18 protein-coding genes, 1 tRNA gene and 2 pseudogenes are annotated in these 19,387 nt (G+C 44.3%); 13 read left to right on the top strand and 8 right to left on the bottom strand.

Annotated elements, in window-relative coordinates:
* Positions 1–32: 32 nt before the first annotated feature.
* The 7 genes and pseudogenes from ilvC to ABEB05_RS10835 all read left to right on the top strand — a co-directional run bounded on the left by ilvC (position 33) and on the right by ABEB05_RS10835 (position 8,131).
* Positions 33–1,052 (top strand): ketol-acid reductoisomerase, encoded by a 1,020-nt coding sequence (ilvC, locus tag ABEB05_RS10865; RefSeq protein WP_265790053.1) that lies wholly within the window; start codon positions 33–35, stop codon positions 1,050–1,052.
* Entirely contained in the window at positions 1,052–2,644 is a 1,593-nt protein-coding gene (gene cimA, locus ABEB05_RS10860; RefSeq protein WP_265790051.1) for a citramalate synthase, read from the top strand. The genes ilvC and cimA overlap by 1 nt, the downstream gene beginning before the upstream one ends.
* Positions 2,645–2,782: 138 nt before the next feature.
* Positions 2,783–3,931 (top strand): annotated as a pseudogene (locus ABEB05_RS10855) (2-isopropylmalate synthase); the annotation flags it as partial.
* 77 nt (positions 3,932–4,008) lie between these two features.
* Entirely contained in the window at positions 4,009–5,322 is a 1,314-nt protein-coding gene (locus tag ABEB05_RS10850; protein WP_265790048.1) for a 3-isopropylmalate dehydratase large subunit, read from the top strand.
* Positions 5,323–5,346: 24 nt separating this feature from the next.
* A complete protein-coding gene (locus ABEB05_RS10845) occupies positions 5,347–5,919 on the top strand; it encodes a hypothetical protein (RefSeq protein ID WP_265790046.1) in 573 nt (190 codons plus the stop codon).
* Positions 5,910–7,019, top strand: a complete 1,110-nt coding sequence (gene leuB, locus ABEB05_RS10840) for a 3-isopropylmalate dehydrogenase (protein WP_265790044.1) — start codon at positions 5,910–5,912, stop codon at positions 7,017–7,019. The genes ABEB05_RS10845 and leuB overlap by 10 nt, the downstream gene beginning before the upstream one ends.
* Entirely contained in the window at positions 7,016–8,131 is a 1,116-nt protein-coding gene (locus tag ABEB05_RS10835; protein WP_265790042.1) for a branched-chain amino acid aminotransferase, read from the top strand. The genes leuB and ABEB05_RS10835 overlap by 4 nt, the downstream gene beginning before the upstream one ends.
* A gap of 189 nt (positions 8,132–8,320) precedes the next feature.
* On the opposite strand, the gene ABEB05_RS10830 is transcribed toward ABEB05_RS10835, so the two are convergent.
* The 6 genes from ABEB05_RS10830 to ABEB05_RS10805 all read right to left on the bottom strand — a co-directional run bounded on the left by ABEB05_RS10830 (position 8,321) and on the right by ABEB05_RS10805 (position 13,606).
* The gene (locus tag ABEB05_RS10830) at positions 8,321–8,659 is read right to left on the bottom strand and encodes a ferredoxin family protein (RefSeq protein WP_265790040.1); all 339 of its coding nucleotides are present in this window, start codon (positions 8,657–8,659) and stop codon (positions 8,321–8,323) included.
* A gap of 93 nt (positions 8,660–8,752) precedes the next feature.
* Positions 8,753–9,421, bottom strand: a complete 669-nt coding sequence (locus ABEB05_RS10825) for a precorrin-2 dehydrogenase/sirohydrochlorin ferrochelatase family protein (RefSeq protein ID WP_265790038.1) — start codon at positions 9,419–9,421, stop codon at positions 8,753–8,755.
* 7 nt (positions 9,422–9,428) lie between these two features.
* Positions 9,429–10,205: a phosphoadenylyl-sulfate reductase gene (locus tag ABEB05_RS10820; protein ID WP_265790036.1), complete on the bottom strand. Its 777-nt coding sequence runs from the start codon at positions 10,203–10,205 to the stop codon at positions 9,429–9,431.
* Between the two features lie 11 nt (positions 10,206–10,216).
* Positions 10,217–11,032, bottom strand: coding sequence for a uroporphyrinogen-III C-methyltransferase (gene cobA, locus ABEB05_RS10815; RefSeq protein WP_265790033.1), 816 nt, complete (start codon positions 11,030–11,032; stop codon positions 10,217–10,219).
* An 18-nt stretch (positions 11,033–11,050) separates the two neighbouring features.
* Complete coding sequence (locus ABEB05_RS10810; protein ID WP_265790031.1) at positions 11,051–12,733, bottom strand: NADPH-dependent assimilatory sulfite reductase hemoprotein subunit; 1,683 nt, start codon at positions 12,731–12,733, stop codon at positions 11,051–11,053.
* Positions 12,734–12,763: 30 nt separating this feature from the next.
* Positions 12,764–13,606: a sulfurtransferase gene (locus ABEB05_RS10805; RefSeq protein ID WP_265790030.1), complete on the bottom strand. Its 843-nt coding sequence runs from the start codon at positions 13,604–13,606 to the stop codon at positions 12,764–12,766.
* A gap of 767 nt (positions 13,607–14,373) precedes the next feature.
* Between ABEB05_RS10805 and ABEB05_RS10800 the strand changes: the two genes are divergently transcribed.
* The 4 genes from ABEB05_RS10800 to moeB all read left to right on the top strand — a co-directional run bounded on the left by ABEB05_RS10800 (position 14,374) and on the right by moeB (position 17,342).
* Positions 14,374–15,318: a PLP-dependent cysteine synthase family protein gene (locus tag ABEB05_RS10800; RefSeq protein ID WP_265790028.1), complete on the top strand. Its 945-nt coding sequence runs from the start codon at positions 14,374–14,376 to the stop codon at positions 15,316–15,318.
* Positions 15,319–15,323: 5 nt separating this feature from the next.
* Entirely contained in the window at positions 15,324–15,761 is a 438-nt protein-coding gene (locus ABEB05_RS10795; RefSeq protein WP_265790026.1) for a M67 family metallopeptidase, read from the top strand.
* A 21-nt stretch (positions 15,762–15,782) separates the two neighbouring features.
* Positions 15,783–16,070, top strand: a complete 288-nt coding sequence (locus tag ABEB05_RS10790; RefSeq protein WP_265790025.1) for a MoaD/ThiS family protein — start codon at positions 15,783–15,785, stop codon at positions 16,068–16,070.
* A gap of 90 nt (positions 16,071–16,160) precedes the next feature.
* Complete coding sequence (gene moeB / locus ABEB05_RS10785; protein WP_265790023.1) at positions 16,161–17,342, top strand: molybdopterin-synthase adenylyltransferase MoeB; 1,182 nt, start codon at positions 16,161–16,163, stop codon at positions 17,340–17,342.
* A 270-nt stretch (positions 17,343–17,612) separates the two neighbouring features.
* Here moeB and msrB read toward each other — a convergent pair whose 3' ends face one another.
* On the bottom strand, positions 17,613–18,062 hold the full coding sequence (gene msrB / locus ABEB05_RS10780) for a peptide-methionine (R)-S-oxide reductase MsrB (RefSeq protein ID WP_265790022.1): 450 nt from the start codon (positions 18,060–18,062) through the stop codon (positions 17,613–17,615).
* Positions 18,063–18,123: 61 nt separating this feature from the next.
* Positions 18,124–18,197 (bottom strand) — tRNA-Pro (locus tag ABEB05_RS10775).
* A 309-nt stretch (positions 18,198–18,506) separates the two neighbouring features.
* Here ABEB05_RS10775 and ABEB05_RS10770 point away from each other — a divergent pair.
* Together ABEB05_RS10770 and ABEB05_RS10765 are read left to right on the top strand one after the other, a co-directional pair.
* Positions 18,507–18,728: a hypothetical protein gene (locus ABEB05_RS10770; RefSeq protein WP_265790021.1), complete on the top strand. Its 222-nt coding sequence runs from the start codon at positions 18,507–18,509 to the stop codon at positions 18,726–18,728.
* A 15-nt stretch (positions 18,729–18,743) separates the two neighbouring features.
* A pseudogene (locus tag ABEB05_RS10765) lies at positions 18,744–19,289 on the top strand (formate/nitrite transporter family protein); the annotation flags it as partial.
* Between the last annotated feature and the right edge of the window lie 98 nt (positions 19,290–19,387).

The following is a 19,387-nucleotide window of genomic DNA, read 5'->3' as shown; positions in this document are numbered from 1 at the left end:
ACTCAAACATATTATAACTACAAACAATAAAGATGGAAGCAAAAACTTATTATAACGACGACGCTGACCTTAAGTATCTAAGCGACAAAACCGTTGCCATTATTGGATACGGAAGTCAGGGGCATGCCCACGCCTTGAATCTTAAAGAAAGCGGCGTAGATGTTGTAGTGGGCCTTCGGAAAGGAAGTTCTTCTCGTGAAGAGGCACAAAATGAAGGATTAGAAGTACTTAGCACTGCTGAAGCAGCAAAGAAAGGCGATATTGTGATGGTCCTCATTCCCGATCAATTCCAGGCTGAGGTATATAAGAATGAAATCCAGCCCCATTTGTCGGATGGTAATGTGTTGGCATTTGCCCATGGATTTAATATTCATTTTGGTCAGATTGAGCCGCCTTCAAATGTTGATATTTTCATGGTAGCCCCGAAAAGCCCGGGTCATCTGGTTCGTCGAGTTTATACAAAAGGATCGGGCGTTCCCTGCCTTATTGCTATTGAGCAGGATTATACAGGAACAGCAAAAAATACGGCTCTGGCTTATGCCAAAGGACTTGGCGGAACACGTGCTGGGGTACTTGAAACAACTTTTGAAGAGGAAACAGAAACTGATCTTTTTGGCGAACAGGCTGTTCTGTGCGGTGGCGTTTCTGAACTCGTTAAACAGGGTTTTGAAGTCCTTACCGAGGCTGGATATCAGCCCGAAATTGCGTATTTCGAATGCCTCCATGAACTCAAACTTATTGTAGATCTCATGTATGAAGGAGGAATCGAAGGCATGTATTACTCTGTAAGTGATACAGCCGAATACGGCGGGTTGACCCGCGGCCCCCGAATTATTGATGAGGTCACCAAGAAGCGAATGGAAGCGATACTCAGTGAAGTACAGGATAGTACTTTTGCTGATGAATGGATTGAAGAAAACAAAAATGGAATACCTAAGCTTAAAGCGCTCAGAAGTGATTTAGATAATCATAAGATTGAAAAAGTGGGTAAACAACTCCGCTCAATGATGAACTGGCTGGAAGAAGATAAAACTGCAGAAGCTGCTGAATAATGGACCAACAAATCCAAATATTCGATACCACCCTTCGGGACGGGACTCAGGGAGAAAAGGTCGCCTTTTCTGCTGAGGACAAACTGCGAATAGCACAACGTCTCGATAGTCTGGGCATAGACTATATTGAAGGAGGCTGGCCGGGATCCAATCCCCGTGATATGGAGTTCTTTGAACTGGCTGGCCAGGCTTCCTTCGACCATGCCAAAATTGTTGCCTTTGGCAGCACCTGCCGGGCTCATACCCCGCCGGAGAAAGATCGTAATCTTGCATTACTGGTGGATGCCGGTACGCCAGCCGTTGCTATTTTTGGCAAAAGCTGGCTCCTGCATGTAGAAAAAGCGCTTCAAATTTCTGCAGAGGAAAACTTAACTATTATCAAAGACTCGGTTCGCTATCTTAAAGAACACGACAAAGAAGTCATATACGATGCCGAGCATTTCTTTGATGGCTACAAGGCCAATCCAGATTATACGTTGAGTACTCTCAAGGCCGCAGAAGATGCTGGTGCTGATGTACTGGTTCTCTGCGACACCAATGGAGGAACACTGCCCCATGAAGTTTCGGAAATCGTTAATGAAGTTGGAAAACAGATAGATGCTCCGTTGGGGATACATGCACATAACGACTGCGAGTTGGGTGTGGCGAATGCTCTTTCAGCAGTCCAAAATGGGTGTGTGCATGTGCAGGGAACAATCAACGGATATGGTGAACGCTGTGGAAATACGAATCTCTGCTCGTTGATTCCGAACTTGCAGCTCAAGCAAAACTATCACTGTATCCCAACTGATAATTTAGACCAGCTTACGGCTGTTTCCCACTTCGTCAGCGAAGTGGCCAACCTCAATCCGGATATCAGACAACCATATGTGGGTCGCAGTGCTTTTGCCCATAAAGGAGGCATCCATGTAAGTGCTGTCATGAAAAATGAGGAAACCTATGAACATATACGACCACAACAGGTCGGTAATAGTCGTCGTGTGCTTGTTTCCGATTTATCCGGCAAAAGCAATATCAACTATAAAGCCGAACAGCTGGGTATTGAGCTGGAAAAATATGGCGACAAAGTACCTGAAATTGTTCAGAAACTGAAACAACTGGAAAACAAAGGATATCAGTTTGAGGCAGCGGAAGCTTCTTTTGAGCTCCTTGCAAAAAAAATGACCGGAGCTTGGGAAGAGTTTTTTACCCTCGAAGGATTCCGCATCATTGCTGAGAAAAATATTTCCGGCAATTCCCGTACCGAGGCCACTCTGCGCATAAAAGTCAATGACCAGGTTGAACACTGTGCCGCCGAAGGTAATGGACCTGTACACGCTCTGGATAAAGCACTTCGAAAAGCACTGATTAAGTTCTATCCGGAAATAAGCGAGATGCACCTGACAGATTACAAGGTACGGGTACTGAATGAAAAAGACGGAACTGGAGCTGATGTACGCGTATTGATTGATTCAGCTAAACGAAGCGACAGTTGGGGTACCGTAGGAGTTTCACACAATATTATTGATGCAAGCTGGCAAGCACTGACGGATAGCTTTAGTTACTATCTGGCAAAACAAGCGAAAAATATTCACCAAAAAGAAGCAATCTAATAACATGATTCGTTCTACCTGCAACATACAAACACTCCTAAGCAGCCAGACTGCTAACAAGTGCAATATGCTTTCACCTCAAACTAACCGATTTACGATTGTAACCTAATTCTGAATAGATCAACACTGCTTAATACTATGGAAAACCAAATTTCAATATTCGATACGACTCTTCGAGATGGGGAGCAGTCCCCAGGCTTTAGCATGAACCAGGATGAAAAACTTCGTCTTGCCCTTCAGCTCGAGCGTCTACAGGCTGATGTTATTGAGGCCGGTTTTCCTATTGCATCAGAAGGAGACTTTAAGACGGTTCGTAAAATAAGTGAACATATTAAAAGGAGTACTGTTGCAGCTTTATGCCGGACGCGGAAAAAGGATATTGAAAGAGCCGCTGAAGCAGTAGAACCGGCTCCAAAGCCACGCATCCATACCTTCATTGCGACTTCTGATATCCACATGAAGTATAAGCTCAAAAAGAACCGCGAAGAAGTATTGGAATCTGCTGTGGGAGCCGTGGAGCATGCCCGGAAATACTGTGACGAAGTGGAGTTTTCTGCTGAAGATGCATCCCGCAGCGATCCGGAATTCCTCTATGACATATTTACGGCTGTTATTGATGCCGGAGCAAAAATCATCAATGTCCCGGATACCGTGGGATATGCTATGCCCTGGGAGTATGGAGAACTCATTCGCAAAATTCGTGAAAATGTTCCCAATATCGACCAGGCAATACTGAGTGTACACTGTCATAACGATTTGGGAGTGGCAGTAGCCAACTCACTCTTTGCTATTAAGAACGGGGCTCAACAGATAGAATGTACTATTAACGGTATTGGTGAACGGGCTGGTAATGCCTCTCTTGAAGAGATCGTAATGGCTATTGCAACCCGAAAAAATATCATTGGGAAGGAAACCAATATTGTAACGGATCAAATTGTACCCACAAGTAAACTGCTGACAGAGATTACCGGGAACCAAGTCCAGCCCAATAAAGCGATTGTCGGTGAAAATGCCTTTGCACACGAAGCGGGCATCCACCAACATGGGGTGTTAAATAATCCGATGACCTACGAAATCATGACCCCGGAATCAGTTGGCCTGACCGGCAATAAAATAGTACTCGGCAAACACTCCGGACGGTTTGCACTTAACAAGAAGCTTCAAAAGCTGGGATATACTCTCGGTAAGGATGAACTGAACCAGATATATGTGAAGTTCACGAATCTTGCTGATGAAAAGAAAACCATAAAAGAGCAGGAACTCCTTGCGCTTGTCAGTGAAACCCTGCCCCACAAGAAAGTATCCGGCGATACAACAGTTACACAATAATAAATATTAAACAACGACATAAACGTATTTGAACTATGGGAATGACTCTCACCGAAAAGATTTTAGCAAACCACAGTGACTCCTCCTCCGTGGAGCCCGGCGAAAGTGTTTGGGTTGATGTGGATGTTCTTATGACTCACGATGTATGCGGGCCGCCATCCATCGGCATTTTTCAAAAGCAATTTGGAGAAGATGCCCGGGTATGGGACAAGGAAAAGTTAGTTATTATTCCGGACCACTACATTTTTACCGAAGATAAATACGCTAATCGTAATGTTGATATCCTCCGCGCTTTTGCTGCTGATCAGGACCTTCCCTATTTCTATGATGTAGGATCGGATGATTATAAAGGCGTTTGCCATATTGCGCTGCCCGAAGAGGGATTTACCCGTCCGGGTGAGGTTCTGTTCGGTACTGACTCTCACACCTGTACGGCCGGCGCTTTTGGACAATTTGCTACGGGTATAGGAAATACTGATGCCGCTTTCATCATGGGAACCGGCAAGCTCTGGGTCAAAGTACCAGAAACAATGCGTTTTGACTTTGAAGGCACCTCCATGCCTCCCTATTTGATGGCCAAGGATCTTATTCTGCAAATTATTGGCGATATAGGGGTTGACGGAGCAACATATCGCACGATGGAATTCGGCGGTCCCGGTATAAGTGCCATGACAATGGAAGATCGAATGACACTCACCAATATGGTTATCGAAGCAGGCGGTAAGAACGGGGTGGTAGAACCGGATGCGAAAACCGAAGCCTATGTCCGCGAACGAACCGACAAAGACTTTGAACCTGTTTACAGTGATGCTGATGCCACCTACCACAGCCGGTACAGCTATAATCTGGAGGATATGGTTCCAATGGTTGCAAAACCACACAGTCCGGATAATAAAGCCACTGCATTAGAACTCGAAGGCACCAAACTCGATCGAGCCTATATAGGTTCGTGTACCGGTGGAAAACTGTCGGATTTTGAAGCGGCTGCAGAAATTATTGCGGGCAATGAGTTGAAACTCGATACTTATATTGTACCGGCAACAACGGAGATAGCTGATAAGCTTGAAACTCATACCTTAAATGGCAAGCCGCTGATTCAAATTTTCAGAGATGCCGGATGCCATATTGGACAAGCTTCCTGTGCTGCTTGCCTTGGAGGTCCATCTGATACCTTTGGCCGCTTGAATAATGCTGAAGTTTGTATCTCCACTACAAACCGGAATTATCCCGGGCGTATGGGATCCAAGCAGGCCCAGGTATACCTCGCTTCTCCTTATACAGTAGCTGCTTCTGCTGTAACAGGAAAAATCACCGATCCACGCGTATTTATTCAAGAAACTGTTATTTAGAATTATTAATCGCTAATACAAATTATGTCGAACGAACAACAAATTGAAGGAAAGGCTTTTGTTCTTGGGAAAAATATCGATACCGATCAAATTATCCCGGCTGAGCACTTAGTCTATAGCCTCGATGATCCCGAGGAACGAAAATTTTATGGGCGATATGCCCTCTCAGGTGTCCCAGATGCTGAATCTGGTTTGCCTGAGGGTAATACCCCATTAGTTGAAGAAGATAAATTCGAAAGCGAATATAGTATTATAGTTGGGGGGCCTAATTTTGGATGTGGTTCGTCTCGCGAGCACGCTCCTGCATCTCTCGATATTGCAGGCATCCAGGCTATTATTGCGCCCACTTTTGCCCGGATCTTCTATCGTAATTCTGTAGATGGTGGCTTTGTCGTTCCCTACGAAAGCCTGGAAGACCTCAGTTCCAAAGTATCTACAGGCGATACTCTCCGGATTGATCCTCAAAATCGTTCGGTTCACAATATTACACAAGATGAAACCTATGAAATTCGCCCCTTGGGCAGTGTAGCAGATATCGTTCAGGCAGGCGGAATTTTTGAATTTGCACGTAAAGAAGGAATGATCCCATGTCAGTAACCAAAGAAATTGTTGTTTTACCCGGCGACGGTATTGGCCCGGAAGTAACCCGGGAAGCCGTAAATGTTTTAGAAACCGTTTGTAAACGTCACGGCTATAAGCTAAAAACCCGCTCTTTTGACGTGGGAGGTGCAAGCATAGATCGCTATGGACGCCCCCTCACCGAAAAAGCGCTCGAAGCCTGTAAAGAAGTACCGGCGGTTCTATTAGGTGCTGTTGGAGGCGACAAATGGAATGAAGAACCTAAAGATAAACGTCCCGAGGCTGCTTTATTAGGTCTTCGCAAGGAGCTCGGACTATTTGCTAACTTGCGTCCCATAACAACCCATCAATCGCTTATTCATTCTTCTCCGCTTAAAGAAGAAATTGTTAATGGAGTTGATATTCTCATCCTGCGTGAATTAACAGGTGGAATCTATTTTGGGCGACCGAGATTTATTGAACAAACTTCTGCCGGGGAACGCGGTGTTGATACCTTGGCCTATGAAACACACGAGATTGAACGTATCGCCCATAAGGCATTTGAGATGGCCACCGACCGTAATCGCAAGGTCACCTCAGTAGATAAATCCAATGTATTGGATTCTTCTCGGTTGTGGCGGCGTACCGTGATAGACTCAGCCAGCCAGTGGCCCGAAATTTCCCTAAGCCACATGCTGGTCGATAATTGTGCCATGCAGCTGATCCGCGATCCCAAACAATTTGATGTTATTCTAACTGGAAATATGTTCGGCGATATCCTGAGTGATGCCGCCGCAATGATTACCGGTTCTATCGGGATGCTTCCCTCTGCCAGTATCGGAGAAAAGTATGCCATGTATGAACCGGTTCACGGATCCGCACCTGATATAGCGGGACAAAATAAAGCAAATCCGCTGGCAGCTATTGCTTCTATAGCCTTAATGTGCCGCTATTCGCTCGATATGCCCGAAGCAGCTCAGGAAATTGAAGACGCCATACAGGCTACCCTTCAGGATGGGTTCCGAACCGGTGACATTGCTTCCAATCCTTCCAAGGAATATCTGGTTGATACTTCTGAGATGGGAAGTGCTGTTCTCAAACATTTAAATCCTAAGATGCAACCAGGCAACCTGTTATGAACCGTCAGTCGTCAGCCATTCCTCAGACAGCTAAACAGCAGGATTCTTCATTTCTCCAGGTAGAACGTAAAGGAGAAAGCCGGATTCATTCCGTAGATCTGGATAATCCTGGTTTTGGAGATGTTTTCTCTGATCATATGCTAAGTATGGAATACCGAGATGGGCAATGGCAGCAACCTAAGGTTGTACCATTTGGTGATCTCTCACTCTCTCCCGCTACTGCCACCCTTCACTACGGACAAACGGTTTTTGAAGGGATGAAGGCTTTCAAAAGCGAGGATGGCGACGTAAACATTTTTCGACTCCAAGACCATCTAAATCGATTTAACAATTCCTGTGCCCGAATGTGTATTCCTCAACCGGATGCCAATCTTTTGGGCAAGGCGATCAAAAAACTTATTGCTATCGATCGGGATTGGGTTCCGGAAAAGTATGGAAATGCACTATATATACGGCCAATAGTTTTTGCCGCGGATGCATGCCTGGGCGTTAAGCCAGCGCAGACATATCGCTTGATTGTCCTTACTTCACCCGTTGGTGCTTATTATGAAGAGGGATTTGATCCGGTTAATTTGACGACTACCGAAGACTATATTCGGGCTGTTAAAGGAGGATCCGGATTTGTAAAGACGGCATGTAATTATGGACCCACTCTTCTTCCGGCCAAAAAAGCCAAAGAAAACGGATTTACCCAAATTATCTGGTTAGATGCTCACGAGCACAAATATATTGAAGAAGTAGGTACGATGAATATCTTCTTCAAAATTAATGGTGAGTTGTATACCCCATCACTAAATGGTTCAATTCTGGGAGGAATAACACGTGACTCTGTCATTCAGCTTGCCGATAAATGGGATACACCCATACACCAGCGTCCCCTTACCATCGATGAGATCTTCGAAGAAGATGACAAAGGAAATCTCGAAGAAATATTTGGAACAGGTACTGCTGCCGTTATTTCACCGGTAGGTTCCATCAACCACAAGGGACAAACTATTGTAACAGATCGAGAACAAATCGGTCCCTTTGCTCAAAGACTTTATGATACCATTACTGGTATCCAATATTCAACTCTCGAAGACACCTATCAATGGATGTCTTCTATTGGCTGATATAACCTACCCGGTTGATAGCCGGGTAGGTTAATTTTTTATATATACTTACCAATTAGAAAAGGCCGGACATTAATGTCAGGCCTTTTTTATGTGATAGATGGAACCGAGTGAAAATAAAAAAGGCTCTAACCCAATAAGGTTAGAGCCAGGTAAAAGTAATGTTATGGTTCTATCCCGTTTAAAATATTATGCCCATGACTCCTCAAGAAGGTCATCTTTATCTTCCTTCTCAGCCCAGTCATCAGCATCCGGTAACGGATCCGTTGTTTCAGTGATATGGTGTTCCATCCACTTTTCGGACAACCGATCATTGAGATCGATATAGTGCTCCCACTCCAGGGGCAGTTCATCATCCGGATAAATTGCCTCTACGGGACATTCGGGTACACAGGCGTCGCAATCAATACACTCAAAAGGATCAATGACCAAAAAATTAGGTCCTTCCCGAAAGGCATCAACCGGACAAACAGCGGCACAGTGGGTATATTTACAATTAATGCAGGGCTCAGCTACAATATAAGCCATGGTTAAGTTTTGTTATCTAAATTATGATTATTGGGTTTAGTGTATAAATACTTTTCTTACAAAAATGTAATAGCAATCGTTATCATCACTCAATTAATATTTGTAGGTGCCCAAGGCAGCTTCCACTACTTCTTCGCCTACAATATCCGCAGTTCTCTGATAGGCTTCACTAATTTTTTCTTCTCTAAAAAGAGTAAGCACCTCCGAATCTATCACTTCATACCACAGTTTTTTACGAGTTTCAAACTTATCATGATGTTTGGACATTGGATCCCTCAGTTTCTGCATGAACTCCAGAAAAGTTCCATATTCGGGACCAAATTCTTTCTCGAAACGCTGTCGTAATCGAACAGATAAAGCAGGGGCTGCGCCACTGGTGGATATAGAAATAGTTAGTGGACCGCGTTTTACGATTGATCCAAAAGCAAAGTTTGCATGAGACAGATCATCCATTACATTGATTAAAATACCTCTCTCTTTGGCCTCCTGATAAGCTACCTTATTTGTATTCCCCTCAAATTGGGCTACAATTGCCATAAAAGCCCCTTCCAGATCACCTTGCTTATACCTTCGGGGAATCCATTCGAAGCGCCTCTCCCCTGCCCACCGCTGTAGTTTCTCTGTCAGGTGAGGGCTAATAACCGTTAACCTGGCATTTCGTTCGAGAAGCTGTTCAACCTTCCCTTCCGCTTCGTGGTCACCGCCGACGATCACCGTTTTACGCTCATCCAATCGGCGTAAATAAATGGGAAACATCTCCATAATATCGCTATTTATTGTTTGGTGTTAATTTATTTTTCTTGCCATTTTTTTGTTGTGTTGGCAGATGAATACCACACTCCGTTTTATCAGAGCCGTTCCAACGCCCGGTACGCCGATCATCGGTTTTTCCATCTGCGGGCTGTGTACAAGGAATACAACCTATACTAGGATAACCTTCATCATGCAGAGGATTGTATGGAAGTCCTTTAGAACGGATATAGTTCCATACCTCATCTCCGGTCCAGCTGGCAAGGGGATTAATCTTAACCACATTGTTCTCGGGATCCCATTCTACAAACTGGGTATCACGTCGGCTTTCAGACTGACTTCTACGAATACCTGTTACCCATGCCCTTTTATCCGAAAGATAATTACGGAGTGGGCGTACTTTTCGAAGGTAGCAGCAGCGATTCGGATTTTTGTTCCAAAGTTCATCACCATATTTTTCTGCTTGCTCGTCCACTGAAAGCTCGGGGGTCACCCTAGTTATTTCGAAATCATACCGCTCTTCGATGCGATCTTTGAGTTTATAAGTTTCATCAAACAGCAGATTCGTATCCAGGTAGAAAATCGGGATTTCTACTCCCAACTCCCAAAGACGATAGATTAAAAACATTCCCGACGGACCAAAGCCTGTCCCGAGTGTCATATCAGATCCAAAAGTATGGTATGCCCATAGCAATACCTCATCAGGACCAGCTACTTCAAACTGTGCATTAAGATTATCCAGCAGCTCTGGAGAAAGTTTTTGGTTTGGAATAATTTTTTCTTTTAGCTTCTGCATTGTTAATAGTTTTAACCTGCAAATTGCGTTCGTAAACTGGTATTAAAAGTGACTTCTGCCTTTTCTTCTGTCTGAAACCACGCTAAGTCATTGCTTTTGGCAGCTAATTCTCCAATTACGATTGTACCAGGTGGAGACAGCGACACAGCTTTCTCAGCAATATTTTCCAAAGTTCCTAATACCGTTCGCTGGGATTGATAAGTCGCCTGCTCAATAACAGCTACAGGTGTATCTGCTTTCCGGCCGTATCTTATCAAAATTTCAGCTATTTTTGGAAGACTCTTCATTCCCATAAGAATAACAAGCGTATCGGCGTTGACCAGGTGTTCCCAGTTAGCAAAAGTATCTGCTTTCTTAATAGTATGTCCGGTAACTACCGTAAATGATCGTGCCACATTTCGATGCGTTACCGGAATACCGGCAAAGGCCGGAGCAGCCAAGGCACTGCTAATACCCGGTACTATCTCAAACGGAATATCCTCTTTACGCAATGCCTCACATTCCTCCCCTCCCCGGCCAAAGACAAAAGGATCTCCTCCCTTAAGTCTCACCACCGTTTTACCTTCCTGAGCTTTGGTGATTAAAATGTGATTAATCTGTTCTTGCGAAACCGATGGCTTGCCGGGGCGTTTCCCGACATAAAGGTGCTCTGAGCGATCCCGGGTAAGTGACAAAAGTTCCGGATTAGCCAGCCGATCATATACAATTACATCGGCCTCTCCCAGCACTTTTGCCCCCTTAACGGTAATCAAGTCGGGATCTCCCGGCCCTGCTCCAACAAGGTAAACTTTTCCACAGTTCTGGTATTGATGTGGTTGAATACTCATAGTACGATGTTATGATTGTTATGCAGTAACTTGTTCGACTTCTTCAATCCCGACTCTTTCCCAGAAGTCTCCAAATGATTCGCCATTTACACGATTATCTTTAAAGTGCTCGAGTAAGGGACGAACCTCATTTACGAGATTTTTACGTTCAACCAGATCTTTGTAACGGCTATTTAACCGGGTTCCGGAAGGATCTCCACCAATAAAAATAGAATATTTATCAAGCGAGCGCCCTACAAAACCAATATCCGCTACATAGGGTCTGGAACAGCCATTTGGGCAGCCTGTCATACGCACAGACAGCTTCTCGTCTTCGAGACCAAGTTCATGGAGTACGTCATCCAAATCTCTGATGATATCCGGAAGCGCACGCTCCGATTCAGTAATGGCAAGTCCACAGGTAGGAAGGGCCGGGCATGCCATCGAATACTTGATTGCATTGGAAAGCTCATCATCCAGCAATACTCCATGCTCATCAAAGATCTGCTCTATAGCAGCTTTATCATCCTCAGATATATCCGTAAGAATGACGTTATGGTTCGGGGTCAATCGAACACCCGTCTCATACTCTTTAACAATCTTACGAAGTGCCGTTTTCAGCTGAAGTGCGCCCTCATCTTTGATGCGACCGTTTTCAATGGAGAGTCCTAAAAACCAGTTGCCATCCGACTGCTTATTCCAGCCAAGATAAAGATCCAGTTCAAAGTCCGGCAGCTCTCGAAAGGGCTCCAGCTCATATCCAAGGCGTTCTACGAGTTCGTTTTCAAATTTTTCCAGTCCCCATTTATGAATCAGGTACTTCATTCGGGCTTGCTTGCGGTTCTTTCGATCCCCGTGATCGCGCTGTATCTCAATGATTGTTTTAACCACATCTACCACTTTCTCTTTGGGAATGTATCCAAGATCATCACCAAGCCGGGGAAATGTTTCTTCTTTGCGGTGGTTCATACCCATGCCTCCACCGACAATCACGTTGAAGCCTTCGATTTCATTATCATCATCGAACAATGCTACCAACCCGATATCCTGTGTATAGGCGTCAATACTGTTATCTTTGGGCAGTGCGATTCCTACCTTGAATTTACGTGGCAAGTAGCTGTGTCCATACAGAGGTTCACTTTCCGTAACCTCTTCCTTTCCAGAATATACTTTATCCCCATTCAGCCATACCTCGTGATAGGCTTTACTGGCCGGAAGGAGAATATCCGAAAGATCATCGGCAAATGCCTGAACTTTAGCCTGACGGCCATCGATATCAGGTGCAGGTGTCGCCATTACATTTCGGACAATATCTCCGCAGGCTCCCAGTGTAGTAATCAATGAATTATTGATTTCCTGCAATGTTTCTTTGAGCTCGTCCTTAATGATCCCATGCAATTGAAACGCCTGCCGGGTGGTAACCCTCAGCGTCTGATCCGCATATTCATCGGCGATTTCATCAATCGCAAGATATTGTTCGGGAGTCATTTTACCACCGGGCAATCGTCCCCGGATCATAAAAATATAGTGTCGGTCTCGGCCTTCTCGGAGATCACGATCATCTTGCTGGTAGGTGCCGTGAAATTTAAGCACCTGGATCGCCTCCTTGCCGAAGTGGGAAGAATCATTCCCCACTTCTTCAGCAAGAGGCGCTCGCAGATAATCGCTGTTCTCCTTTATGACTTCGATTTTACTTTTTGTTCGTTTTCGTCGAGAACCCATAAAGGATTTCCAGTTGTTTATAGTTAGAAATTACCGCTCAATAGGTGCATTTACCAAGTTACCCCATTCAGTCCATGAACCGTCGTAATTTCGAACGGTTGGATACTCGAGCAACTCGTTAAGTACAAACCAGGAGTGTGCTGATCGTTCACCAATACGGCAGTATGCGATAATCTCTTTGTCTGGTGTAACTCCCTCATTCTCGTAAATTTTCTGTAATTCTTCCTTACTCTTGAATGTGCCGTCCTCATTGACCGCCTTAGACCAAGGTATATTGGATGCACCGGGTATATGGCCACCACGCTGAGCACCTTCATTTAGTCCTTCAGGACCCAGTTTTTCGCCACTGAACTCTTCAGGAGAACGAACATCCACCAAGCCAAAATCGTCGCCCTCTATAAGTTCGGCAACATCATTGCGGAAGGCACGATATTCTTTATTTACGCTCTCAATGGAATAATCACCAGCGCTAAGATCCGGCTCATCGGTCGTCAATTCACGATTTTCGGCTTGCCACTTCTTACGGCCACCGTCCAGAATACGAGCATCTTCGTGCCCATAATACTTTAATAGCCAGTAGGCCCATGCAGCAAACCAGTTGTTATTATCTCCGTAGAGTACAATTGTAGTATCGTTATCGATACCCGATTCTTGCAGTAACTGCTCGAAATCTTCTTGAGACGCAATCGAGCGCTGCAGCGTATCCTGCAATTGGTTTTTCCAGTTCCATCCTACGGCACCGGGAATATGACCGGAATCATAGGATTCGGTATCTACGTCAACTTCTACGAATCGGACGCCTTCATCATTAAGATGATCAGCGGCCCAATCTGTGGTAACAAGTACTTTTTCGTTAGTTAATACGTCAGGCATAATATTTATTGCTTTGTGTTTTTTGTTTTGGGTTAGGTGATTAAATAAATAGTCACAAAGCCCTTCTGACGCAGGTGGGTGGGTGTTTTAACAATCAAAAAAGCCCACTACCTGCGACAGGTAGTGGGCTTTTGACAGTCAGTTTCTATAACTCATTTTGACATATCAGTTCCACTACCTCTCGGCATACACATACAACAACACATACACATAACACACATGGTAGTGGGTATCATCGAAAAGTTGTGGATCTGATTTTGAGTATTCATAAAAAAAAATTCTATTGCTTACGATGGCATCGGCCCATCAGTGCGCCTATACATTAGAAACTATAATTATTTATGTCAACTCTTTTTTTAAAAAAATTACATCCCTTTAACATTCCGGCTGGAAAGTCAATTTCCGATGATAATCAGGAAACGAAAATAGCTGTATCGGTGTTAGAGATATTCCATTTATTACCGGATTAAAGCATTTTTCATTGGATTTAATAAAAAAATTAGTACTTTATAATTTATCATAAAGCACTATTTAAAGTGTCATTAATATGACTCAACTAACTTTGCTAACAGCAATTAATATATTACCCTCCCCTCTTTTCACGCACTTAACTTGTGCGTGTTGTTGCTGTTGTTGTAGTTAGTAACTAACCTGATTTTTCTCAATTTCTTATTGTAAAGCAGGTTTCAGTTCCGGTTCTTATCCCAACTTTTATCTCTGCCAATGATCTATCCCTTTATAAAATTTTATGATATAATTATTCCAATATGAAGTCCGCAAAATTTATTGAAAATAAAATAGACGACTTAAAGCAAAGAAGCCTAACTATTGGCTCTTATATCGGGGAAACCCCACTTTTTCCGATCCAAAAGCTTCATTCCAATAAAGATGTTAAGATCTTTGCCAAATTAGAATGGCAACAGTTCGGCGGAAGTGTTAAAGCACGTCCTGCCTATCGAATAATCCGTGATGCTATTAAAAATGGAAAACTTGACCAGACCAAACATCTGTTGGATGCAAGCAGTGGAAATACTGGTATTGCTTATGCACATGTTGGAGCAGCGCTTGATATACCCGTTACCCTGTGCCTGCCGGAAAATGCTTCAGAAGAACGAAAACAGATTCTAAAAGCACTAGGGGTTAATCTTAAATTAACCTCTCGTAGTGGCGGGACCGATGAAGCCCAGGGAGTCGCTAAATCAATTTTTGAAGAACAACCCGAGAAATACTTTTATGCCGACCAATATAGCAACCCAAGTAACTGGAAAGCGCACTACGATACAACAGGACCAGAAATCTGGGACCAAACGGATCACACACTAACTCACTTTATTACGGGCCTGGGAACGACTGGAACGTTTACGGGGACAGCACGTTTTTTAAAAGAGCAATATCCTGACATTCAACTTATTGGTTTACAACCTGATCTTGCGATGCATGGACTGGAAGGATGGAAACATCTGGAAACAGCCATAACACCGAAAATTTATGACTCTTCGGTTCCCGATGAAATTCGAACGGTAAGCACCGAAGAAGCCCACGAGGTTGTAAAATTAACGGCCCGTAAAGAAGGATTATTAATCAGTCCCTCTTCCGGTGCTAACCTGGCCGGAGCGCTACAGCTCGCTGAACAATTAGATGAAGGGGTCATTGTGACCATTTTTCCTGATGATACCAGCAAGTACGGGGAAATATTTAACCAACTTTTTTAACAATTATGAAACTTGAAATAACTCATAAGGAGCTACAGAAAATGCATCAGCACGCTGAAGCTGATTACCCCAATGAGTGCTGCGGTTTTTTCTACGGACAGGATCAGGAAGGAGAAATACGCCAGGTACAGTTTGTTCAGCAGGTTGACAATGCAAAGGAAGGAGATCAGAGCAGACGCTTTCAAATTGATCCCAATGATTACCGAAAAGCTGAAAAATATGCTATTGATCACGACTTGGATTTACTGGGGGTATATCACTCACACCCTGATCATCCGGCCGAACCTTCCGAACATGACCGGAAAGTAGCGATGCCCTGGTTTTCCTATGTTATTGTATCAGTGCAGAATGGAAAAGCAGCGGCTACCCGTTCCTGGCGCTTAAATGATGAACGGCAATTTGACGAAGAAACAATATCAGAAAAAGAACTTTCAACAAGCTAAAACCCTAAATACGTAATTACTATGGCAACGATTATTATTCCAACACCCTTGCGGAAATATACGAACCAAAACCGCAGTTTTGAGACTCAGGAAAACAACCTCTCGGATGCTATCGCACAATTTGTGGATGAATATCCTGAGGTAAAACAGAACCTGTTGGATGAGGACGGCAATATCCGGTCGTATATTAAAATCTATATCGAAGATGAGGAAGTGGATCCCGTTAAAAATGGTACCATAGAGCTCGATGAGGATACAGAAATAAGTATTGTCCCCGCTATTGCGGGCGGTTGTCAAATACCATACTGAATAAAAAATAACCTTAGACGTTTACCACTGGTTATTTGGTATCCGCATGAACCAGGCAATATTTAAGAATTTTAAAAATTACATACAGTTATGAGCAATTGGCAAGACATAGAGTTCTCGGGTGATGAACTCGGCCATTACAGTCGTCATCTTTCAATACCGGAATTTGGCATGGAAGGGCAGAAGAAACTAAAAGCTGCTAAAGTATTAGCCGTTGGTACCGGTGGACTCGGAGCACCCATGCTCCAGTATCTCGCAGCAGCCGGGGTTGGTACCATTGGTATCGTTGATTTTGACAAAGTCGAGGCAAGCAATCTGCACAGGCAAGTGTTATTCGGAGCTTCTGATGTGGGAAGATCCAAAGTTGAGGTTGCCAAAGAGCGCCTCCAGGAAATCAATCCGCATATAGACATCCAGGTTCACAATGTTCGGCTTACAAGTGAAAACGCTCTTGAAATTATAGAAAACTACGATGTAATTGCCGACGGGACCGATAACTTTCCAACTCGTTACCTGATTAATGACGCCTGCGTAATGCTGGATAAGCCAAACGTCCACGGTTCCATTTTTCAGTTCGAGGGACAACTTTCCGTTTTTAACTATGTAGATGAAGAAGGAAACCGCGGGCCGAATTACCGTGATCTTTTTCCCGAACCTCCCCCTCCCGGACTTGTACCCAGTTGTGCCGAAGCGGGCGTTTTAGGCGTACTCCCCGGTATTATCGGATGCCTCCAAGCCAGTGAAGTTATCAAGATTATCACTGGGATAGGTGAACCGTTAGCGGGACAATTATTCCTGTTTGATGCCCAGAATTTCAGCACCCGAAAAGTTAAAGTCACTAAGAATAAGGATAATCCACTGACCGGAGAAAATCCTGAGATTACTGAGCTCATTGATTACGAGGCCTTCTGCGGCATCCCATCTTCAGAAGAAGAGGAAAGCAAAGATTCCGAGGTTCCGGAAGTAACCGTACAGGAATATAAATCGTGGCTGGATTCCAACGAAGATGTACAGCTCATTGACGTTCGCGAACCGCACGAGGTGGAAATTGCTGAAATCGGAGGGGAACTTATTCCCCTCAAAACGGTAACTGAAAATGCGGATAAAATAAGCCGGGATAAAAAAGTGGTTGTCCATTGTCGTAGCGGTCAGCGCAGTGCCGATGCTATTAAACAGCTCCGGGATAAGTACGGTTTTGACAACCTATACAACCTAAAAGGGGGAATCCTGGCCTGGTCGCAGGAAATTGATGAGAGTGTTCCGCAGTATTAGTGATTGCTCTAGCTTTCAATTAAATTGTCGGACGGCTTAACAACATACGAGAGGCACTTCGCTTATCCCTGTGATTGGAGTAAGTTCAGCGGATCGGCTCAAAAACTTATCCGTATGTTTTGTTGAAATAACATATGCCATTTTGTAATTCACCTATGTGAATTTATAAATAACATATCTGATTTTTACATCCGGTGCTTACTTCTTCGCAGAGTTGTACGGTATACTTTCCTGTGCCGAAGGCATGAGTATAGAACTACTAATATCTTGTCACGATTTTTCTACCAACTCCAGTGAGGCGGAGTTGATGCAGTACCGAAGTCCGGTGGGCTCGGGCCCATCGGGAAAGACGTGTCCCAAGTGTGCATCACATACATTACACAGCACTTCAATACGGTTCATTCCCAGGCTTTGGTCCTCCTCATAGCGAACCACATTATCCTTAACGGGTTCGGTAAAGCTGGGCCAGCCCGAACCCGATTCAAATTTTTCTGAGGAGTCAAAAAGCTCGGTGCCACAACAGACACACGCATAAAGCCCCGGCTGGTGTGCTTCGCAATACTCCCCCGAATAAGGCTTTTCTGTTCCCTTATTGCGCGTAACCCTGAATTGCTCTTCGGTTAATTGCTCTTTCCATTCAGCCTCGCTCTTTTCTACTCTTTTAGGCGGTTCAGGACTGCCATTTACCGTCTTTTTATGAATTTCTTGCCAATCAATCATTACGATACTTGCTTCTCCTTCGCATTAAAAGTTAGGGCCAGAGTTAAAAATAAACTGATAGTCGGGACGACTGGATTTGAACCAGCGACCCCCACGTCCCGAACGTGGTGCGCTACCGGACTGCGCTACGTCCCGAATTTATTTCATAGGAAAATACTTACTTATATAAAGATACCCAAAGTTTAGCATTATTACTGCCTACCCCTTTTGACAATTCTTTTCAAACCGTCAGCTAAGTCATAAGGAACATAGCCCACGAGGAAGGAGTTTAACCCAACATTGTGTAAGACCAAATAAGCTTTTGGAAACCAAAGATACCAAGTCAAATCCGAGACGCTCTGATAATTTAGTTTAAACGCACAATATATGTCACCCAATCAGCCTGAAAATCAAGTAGATACCTCGTAAAGCGGTGCCCCTACCGGCGGGCGTGCTATTCGGGACATGTTTTCGACTGATGAGATTTTTTTTTATCGCATTGTTGCTACCGCCGAAGAAGAATTCAGCCGGTCAGATCGACTATTATTTTTAAGTGGTCTGACAGCAGGACTTTCTATGGGGCTCACTTTTCTTGCGCGTTCAACATTTATGGGGGCAGGCCCCTGGGATGGCTCCGGGCTGCTCGGGAACTTGTTATACCCGCTGGGATTCCTGCTCATTGTATAGGGACGCTATCAGCTTTTTACCGAAAACACGCTCACCCCGGTCACCCTTGTATTGACACGACTGACCGAATTACCGGTATTGCTAAGAATCTGGGGCGTTGTTTTTTTTGCCAACATTATGGGAGCAGCCCTCCTGGCTTTTCTATTATCCAATACCGGGATTTTCAATACCGATTCTGCCATGGCAGCCCTTCGGTTTGGAGAGCATGCGGCCGAATTACCATGGTGGGATCTGTTCTGGAAAGCAGTTATGGCCGGATGGCTTGTTGCCTCTATGGTCTGGCTGGTGCATGCCGCGCGCGATATGACCGGCCGTTTTATAATTGTTTACGTATTGATGTTTATGATCCCCTCAGCGGATCTGTTTCACTGTATTATTGCCTCCTGTGAGATGGCCTACGTAGTTTTTGAAGGAGCAGTATCGTGGCTGGATTATGGACATGTACTATCAGCTGTCACCATTGGAAATACTGTGGGTGGGGTGGTATTAGTTGCTATCTTAAACTTTGCCCAGGTCCCTAGCAGACGACTACCAGAGGGTAATAAAAAACAGGTAGAATAAGAGTATAGTCTCCAACATGAGTCCTAGCGGACCTACAGTATTTGATGACATATACATCTAAAAACCAAACCTCAAAAGTTCTTCCCAATAAAAAAGGC

Source organism: Fodinibius salicampi (genome assembly GCF_039545095.1).
Taxonomy (GTDB): Bacteria; Bacteroidota; Rhodothermia; order Balneolales; family Balneolaceae; genus Fodinibius; species Fodinibius salicampi.
Note: the sequence above shows the minus strand (reverse complement) of the source record. Positions and strands in the feature narration are given on the sequence as shown.